Origin of the sequence: Syntrophomonas sp., from assembly GCF_028707975.1 — a bacterium.
Classification (GTDB): Bacteria; Bacillota; Syntrophomonadia; order Syntrophomonadales; family Syntrophomonadaceae; genus Syntrophomonas.
Genome location: NZ_JAQVZX010000091.1, coordinates 1 through 7,059 on the forward strand (window position 1 = coordinate 1; position 7,059 = coordinate 7,059).

Annotated in this window: 8 protein-coding genes; 7 read left to right on the forward strand and 1 reads right to left on the reverse strand. The window is 47.9% G+C overall.

The genetic code is table 11. The annotated features are described in order from the left end of the window. The 7 genes from PHP87_RS09825 to PHP87_RS09855 form a co-directional block, all read left to right on the forward strand. Nucleotides 1-416, forward strand: a 416-nt coding sequence (locus PHP87_RS09825) for a GerAB/ArcD/ProY family transporter (RefSeq protein ID WP_299920811.1), incomplete at its 5' end; no start/stop codon positions are given. A gap of 61 nt (nucleotides 417-477) precedes the next feature. Then, on the forward strand, nucleotides 478-2,034 hold the full coding sequence (locus PHP87_RS09830) for a spore germination protein (protein ID WP_299920814.1): 1,557 nt from the start codon (nucleotides 478-480) through the stop codon (nucleotides 2,032-2,034). A gap of 5 nt (nucleotides 2,035-2,039) precedes the next feature. Continuing rightward, nucleotides 2,040-3,185, forward strand: a complete 1,146-nt coding sequence (locus tag PHP87_RS09835) for a Ger(x)C family spore germination protein (protein WP_299920817.1) — start codon at nucleotides 2,040-2,042, stop codon at nucleotides 3,183-3,185. Between the two features lie 298 nt (nucleotides 3,186-3,483). Beyond that, nucleotides 3,484-3,681 (forward strand): hypothetical protein, encoded by a 198-nt coding sequence (locus PHP87_RS09840; RefSeq protein ID WP_299920819.1) that lies wholly within the window; start codon nucleotides 3,484-3,486, stop codon nucleotides 3,679-3,681. A 13-nt stretch (nucleotides 3,682-3,694) separates the two neighbouring features. Beyond that, nucleotides 3,695-4,834, forward strand: coding sequence for a Ger(x)C family spore germination protein (locus PHP87_RS09845; protein ID WP_299920822.1), 1,140 nt, complete (start codon nucleotides 3,695-3,697; stop codon nucleotides 4,832-4,834). A gap of 122 nt (nucleotides 4,835-4,956) precedes the next feature. Beyond that, complete coding sequence (locus PHP87_RS09850; protein ID WP_299920825.1) at nucleotides 4,957-5,193, forward strand: hypothetical protein; 237 nt, start codon at nucleotides 4,957-4,959, stop codon at nucleotides 5,191-5,193. A gap of 276 nt (nucleotides 5,194-5,469) precedes the next feature. Then, on the forward strand, nucleotides 5,470-6,543 hold the full coding sequence (locus PHP87_RS09855; RefSeq protein ID WP_299920828.1) for a GerAB/ArcD/ProY family transporter: 1,074 nt from the start codon (nucleotides 5,470-5,472) through the stop codon (nucleotides 6,541-6,543). 194 nt (nucleotides 6,544-6,737) lie between these two features. Here PHP87_RS09855 and PHP87_RS09860 read toward each other — a convergent pair. Next, nucleotides 6,738-7,059 (reverse strand): TRCF domain-containing protein (locus PHP87_RS09860; protein WP_299920831.1); only part of this gene is annotated, 322 nt, incomplete at its 5' end.

The window sequence follows — 7,059 nt, forward strand, 5'->3', positions numbered from 1 at the left end:
ACATAAGCATGTCCAACATTGCTACTTTCCCTACTTTCTCTACCATCCGTTTGTTACATATTGCTGACTTTATCCAAAATATAGATATTGTCTTTATCGGCATCTGGATAATGGGCGTATTCGGCTCGGTTACCATCCCCTGGTTTATGGCCTGCTACACTGCCCAGCAGCTTTTCGCTTTAAAAGACTACCGCTTTTTGGCTGCTCCTTCTTCTCTCATCATTGGCGTTTTTTCCATACTGATGAGTAAAAACATTTTGGAACTCCTGGCAGTCAGCATGTATATTATTCCGCTACTATATTCAATTATCTTTATACTGCTTCCTTTTTTGCTCTTTCTCTTAACCCTTCTTAAACCTTATCCTGAATCCGAAACATTGGCTGAGCCCGTCCTAAAAGCAGAAAGTTCTGCATAATTTACCTCTTTTTCGTTTAAGCTAGGAAATAGAATGAAGATGAATATTTTGGGGGATAAGAATGCGCTTTATTAAAAGTAAGAAGCCAGAAAAAATAGACATCCCTCCCGGCGAACTGGTAGAGCAGGCTCTCTCTCCGGTCTTACAGGAAAATCGGGAAAAACTAAAGATTCTGCTGGCGGGATGTTCCGATGTGGTAATGCGGGATTTTATGCTCGCCAGCCATCCCCCTGCCCCGGGCTTGCTGCTCTATTTTGATGGGCTGGTGGATAAAGAACAAGTAGCACTACACCTCTTGCAACCACTGTTGACGGAACAGGACGGCGAAGATAGCTCGGGGAATTTATCCCCGGATGAGCTGTTAAAGCGGGTTCAATACCGCATCCTCTCTGTCAGCGAAGTTAAGACCTTGGGCAGCATTGAAGAGATTCTTCATCACATCAGTTCAGGGGATACGGTATTATTAATAGACGGCTGTTCCTCAGGGCTGGTGGCGGGTACCCGCAGCTGGCAGAGCCGGGGTATACAAACCCCGGAAAACGAGATTACCATCTATGGGCCCAAGGAGGGTCTCTCTGAAACCCTGCGCTTTAATACCGCTTTATTACGGCGCCGGATTAAGTCCAGCAATTTCAAAATCGAAAATATGATTATTGGTGAATTAAGCAAAACGGATGTAGCCCTTTTTTACATTGAACATATTGCCCCCCACCCTATGGTGGAGGAGCTGAAAAAGCGCCTTCAAGCTATAGATATTGACGCTGTCCTGGATCCCCGCTACCTGGTTGAGTTCGTGGCTGATGAGAAAAGAAGTATTTTCACCCAGGAGCAGTATACGGAAAAACCGGACCGGCTCTGCGGCTATCTTCTCGAAGGCCGGATAGCTATTATGGTTGATGGCTCACCCATGGCCCTTATCCTACCGGTTTCCTTTTTGGAGTATTTGATATCCCCGGAAGACTATTATATCAATTATATCGCCGCATCCCTTTTTCGCCTCCTGCGCCTGGGAGCTTTCGCCATAGCCCTCTTGCTCCCTTCTTTATATGTGGCCGTTATAACCTATCACCATGAAATGGTGCCCACCCCGCTGTTATTGACTCTGGCTGCCACCCGGCAGGGAGTGCCTTTTCCGGCTTTTGTAGAGGCACTTTTATTGGATCTGACCTTTGAGCTTTTACGCGAGGCCGGGCTGCGCCTGCCCCGGGCGGTGGGCCCGGCGGTCAGTATCGTTGGGGCGTTAATTATCGGTGATGCTGCAGTAAGGGCGGGCCTGGTTTCCACTCCTATGGTGGTGATAATTGCCGCTACTGGTATCGCTTCTTTCGCTTCCCCTTCGTATAATGCCGGAATTATTATCCGTATCACCCGTTTTGGTTTTCTTATAGCTTCCGGTCTCCTGGGATTCCTGGGGATAATGATCGCTCTTATACTGTTGTTTGTCCGAATGGCTTCCCTATCCTCCCTGGGCCTGCCTTACCTGGCCCCCCTGGCCCCGTTCAACTGGCAACAGCTCAGCGATATCTTGATCCGCCGCCCCTGGTTTGAAAACCGGAAACGCCCCTACCTGGAAGGGATGGAAAACCAGTGGCGCCAGGGAAAAAGTACGGGAGGGTAGTTAAGGTGAAGAAAGCATTCTTGCTTCTATTTTTACTGCTGCTTGGCTTCAACCCCGGTTGTGGGGTAACCGAATTGGACAAAGCCTCAATTCCACTGGGCCTGGGGGTTGATCTGTCCGGTGAGCAAATAGTGGTGAGTACTGAACTGGCCAGTCCCATAGTTCCTGAACAAGCAGGATCCTCTTCCGCTCCAGACTTTTATGTAATCTCGGGGCGGGGCTCAACCGTAGTGGAGGCGGCCCGCAAGATAACACTGGAAATGCCGCGCAATCCCTTGTGGAGTCACACCAATTCCATGATAATCGGAGAAAAGCTGGCCCGTCAGGATATGGCCCTTTTTATGGATTTTTTGTCCCGTAACCGCTATGTTCGTAAAAACATCCCGGTATTTGTAAGCAGTAAAAGTACTCCGGAAGAAATTCTATCAGTAAAACTGCCCATTGAGCCTCATCCCTCCATAGCCATCAAAAATATCCTGCACTTGCAGGAAAAGCAAGTGGGAATTTATGTGCCTATCGACCTTAAAGAAATGGAATTCCGCTTCCTTAGCCCGGGAATTGAACCCCTGGTCCCCCAAGTTAGTATCCTGGAGAGCAATACGGGTAAGCGGCTGCTTCTGGAGGGGGCGGCCGTTTTCCGGGGCCGGAAAATGGTAGGTTCCTTCAACGAAATGGAAAGCCGGGGCTACCGCTGGATGAGCCCGCGGATGATCCAAGGCGGTCTTTTCCTGGTACCCTCCCCGCTTCATACCGGGAAGCAGATTAGCCTGGAATTATCCCGCTCCCAGGCAAAAATTACCCCGAATTTGCCAGAAGGGAATATAATTATGCGCATTGAGATAAAAGCGGAGGGGAATTTTTACGAACAAAACGAAGCCGGAGAATTTTTTACCAGGGAAAGGTTTCGAGAAATTGAGGAACTGGCCAATCAGGAAATCAAGCGGCAGATTCTCCTCTCTATTAATAAGGCGCAAGAATTGAATAGTGATGTTTTTGGCTGGGGCCAGATGATAAAACAGAATTATCCCCAACAATGGGGGGAGATGGAGGGTAATTGGGACGAGCTTTTTCCCACAGTGGATAAGCAGGTAAAGGTGCGTTTTTCCCTGCGGCGAAGTTATTTGGCCGACAAATCCTTCAAGTTTCAGTAACCCGGAAAGTACTAGCCCCCATGGCCGCAACCTTAATAGCGACACCCGCAGGATGGAGCACCAGAAGTGCCCGAAGGGTGAAGGGTGAAGGCTACAACCACCAATGAAAATGGGGGTATTACAGGGAATTATTGCACGCTGATTTGCGCAGATTAATATCAGCATTAATCATAAAAATCAGCGTCCATCTGCGTCAAGAATTCAATTTTCATATTAGGCTTAAACAGCTTGCCGGCGTATCAAGCAGATATTAACGCTGAACCAAGGACAGGGGTCAGCAAGAAAGGAGCTTTATCCCATGATATGGCTTTTGATTGCGATTTATCTTGCCATAATCTATATCGAAGTTCCCGGGCTGCTTCGGGAGAAAATGTACCGGGAACTGGGCCTGTTCACCGTAGTTCTGGTTCTGGGAATTTACCTTTCCCTCAGCCAGTTTTACGACTGGCTTCTTTTCAATCCTTTTGCACCCTGGATCGATGTTCTTATGCCTTGATAAGGAGGTAATCATGCCCCGACTCCTGCTTATACTTATCGTTTTGTTTCTTCTTCCCAGCTGCAGCGCCTGCTGGGACATACGGGAACTTAATAATTCCAGCGTTTGTACCGGTGCTGGAGTAGAGCTTTCCCGGGAAGGAAAATTTATCTTTTCCGGCCAGATGGTAAAGCCCAGTGCCCCCAGCGAAAGCGGGACCCAGACTTCAACCACCGTAGTATTGTCAGCCAGCGGTTCGGGGGTAGCGGATGCGGCCCGCCGCTTTATGCTCTCCTTATCCCGCTTTCCCGAATGGTCCTCGATCAGTACCTTTGTAATCGGGGAAGAGTTGGCCTGGGAGGATCTGGCTTTATTGGTGGATTTCCTGCTGCGCAACCGCAATCTCCGCCCTACGGTCAATCTAGTATTGAGCAAGGGCTGCACTCCGGAGGATCTCTTGTCGGTTCCTATGCCTTTAAGTCCCTATTCCGGCAAGGGTCTGGAAACCATCCTGGACCTGCAGGAAAAGCAACTGGGCATCTATGTTCCCACCAATGTGCATGAATTTATCAGTAAATTAAGCACCCCAGGAATTGAACCGGTTATTCCCCAGGTGAGTATAGAAGAAAAAAAAGTGTTCATCAACGGCACGGCCGTATTTAAAGGGCGTCAAATGGTGGGAGCGCTAAATGAAAGAGAAAGCCGGGGTTACCGCTGGATGCATGCTCGCAGTTTCAATGGGGGGATAATAGACCTGGGATCTCCCCAAAATCCTGGCGAGTTGGTAAGCCTGGAAGTTAAGCAATTTGCCAGCCAAACTACCCCGAAGCTGGAAGAGGATCAGCTAAAAATGAAAATTGCCATCCAGGCTGAGCTAGTCTTCTATGAAAAAAGCAAAACCGGTGAGCTCCTAACCTTATCGGGGAAAGAGGAACTGGAAAGACTAGCGGCCCAGGAAATAAAAGAGGAGATTTCCGCTTGTATCAAAAAATCACAACTGTTGGGCAGTGATATTCTGGGCTGGGGTTATATTTTGCAAAAACACGAGCCCCAATTTTGGGAGAGCTGCTCCGCTAACTGGGACGATATTTTTCCAACATGGGAAAGTGATATTGAGGTGGAAACTCTGATAGTGAGCAGCATGCTTAGCCAAAAAAGCTTCCGTTTTCGCTAGAAGTGTAAAAAAGTGAGGGGTGCGGGATGTGAGGGGTTAAGGAAGAAGGCAATAATGAATGTATTACCACGCTGCTGAACCTGGCAAAATCTATTGATAGCCCGGGTTATGGAGGAAAACAAATGATGTATTACAACCTGATTCTAAGCATAGTCTTATTTTTTCTTCTTTTTTTACTGCTGGAAGGGCATTCCTGGCTGAAAAACTCCCTGGGGACTGAATACTGCTGGGCAGTATTGCTCTTTCTCCTGGCCCTCATCTACACTATAGATCTGGTGCAGGGTTGGCACTTGATGCCTAACCCGGCGGCTATTTTTGCGAAACTGAAACCGCTTTCTGATTTATTGGAAACTATATGAGGGATAACAGAATTTACCCATGAAAATATTCCTGGCCGGGAGCGAGAGTACAAGCACCGATGAAAATGGGGGTATTACAGGGGGTTATTGTAGACGGTGATTCACGCAGATTTATTATGATTTTCACAGATTGATGTCACTGCAAAAAGTTATAAATATGACTCCACTGCAAAAACCCCTTTTGTTGCATAAGGGTTGCATAAATATACAAAGCGCGCGTTGGCGAAGCATGGATGCAACACCAGGCGAAGGCGAGCAGGCGAAAGGAGACTGGCAATGGGAGCTAAAACTCTTTCCCCCCAACAGATTACTTTCATGATCTTTCTTTTTATAACCGGCAGTTCACTGGTTTTTATACCGGAAATAGTGGCCGGGCAGTCGGCCTGGATGGCCTGCCTTTTAGGTTCTCTATCTGGTCTCTATATTCTGCTGCTACTACTGGCTCTCTTCACCCGCTTTCCTGCTTTGAGTATTACCCGCATTAGCGAACTGGCCCTGGGGAAAATTGCTGGCTCCATCCTAAATATCCTATTCTTTATCAGTCTGTTTCTCATTGCCCAGGGCTTGCTTTACAATCTATGCTTCTTGCTGGGTCTTATTTACCCCGCTATTTGTGGCTTTATCCTCCGCTCACTGGTGCTCTTCACTGCGGCTTACTGTATCTACCAGGGTCCTGCTATGCTCGGTCGTTTGTGTGAATTATTTATCGGCCTTATCCTCTTTTTTTTCCTGCTGGGGATTATTGCTTCTTTTCCGATAATGGATTTGAGTGAACTGAAACCGCTTTGGCCAGAATGGAAGCCTTTGTTTTCCGGTATCTTTTTTGTGGCTGACTGGCCCTTCGCGCAACTGGTAATCCTGGCTTTCTTTTTTCCGCTGGTACAGGGGTTAAAAGAAAAGAAAAAGGCTTTTATAGGCTGGTACTTGCTGGCGGTGGCGATACTGGTCTTTGAAGATCTGCAGGTGATATCCATTCTGGGGCAGGAATTGGCTGAGATATCCCGTTTTCCTCTTTTGAAAGTGAATCGCCTGACTGGCTTTGGTGAATTTCGGCGGGTGGAGCTTTTTTTCTTTATCCTCTGGTTCATTGTCGGCTTTACCGCCCTGACCGTCTATTATCAAGGTCTGGTTTTAAACCTGAAAGAACTCCTGCGGCTGGAAAATCCTCGGCCTTTAATTCTTCCCCTGGGATTGTGTCTTATGGTATTTAATGCCTATATGTATCCCAGCGATTTGAACTATATCACTACCCGGCTTCACAACATTCCCTTTTTTACCATAATCGTCAACCTCCTTTATCCTACAATAATCTTTATCGCTGCCAGTTTGTCCAAGGGACGCTTGCCCTGAAAATCAGGATTTGCAGAAATTAAAACCCTTTCTCCCCCCAATCTCCATTCTTCCAGATATTGTCAAGGTAATAAACCCTGCGCAGCGGTTTACATGATACCTGACAAGAAGTTTGGGGATGGGAATAAATATTAACCAGACCTCTGGGATACCGCCCTCCGACATCCGTCTTCCGTCTTCCGTCTTCCGCTCTATTAGATCATTTGCAGTATCTCGGCCAGGGCCGGGAGTGAGCTGTTTTCATGTTTTTGGATTATCAGGGTGTGGTCATTGAGTCTCTTGATGCCCCGCAACTGGTCGGAAAGGTTGCTGGGCAAGCGCTGCAGGGTCTGTATCTCTATATGCCGGCCTTTGCGGCGCAGGGACTTTATCTCTTTGTCCCGGGCCAGGAGGCGCAGTACGGCTATTTGCAAGAAGTTATCCACTGCCTGGGGCAGAGGGCCGAAACGATCCCGGATTTCTTCCCGGATTTCTTCTACTTCTTCCTGGCTGCCGGCCAGCAAGAGACGGCGATAT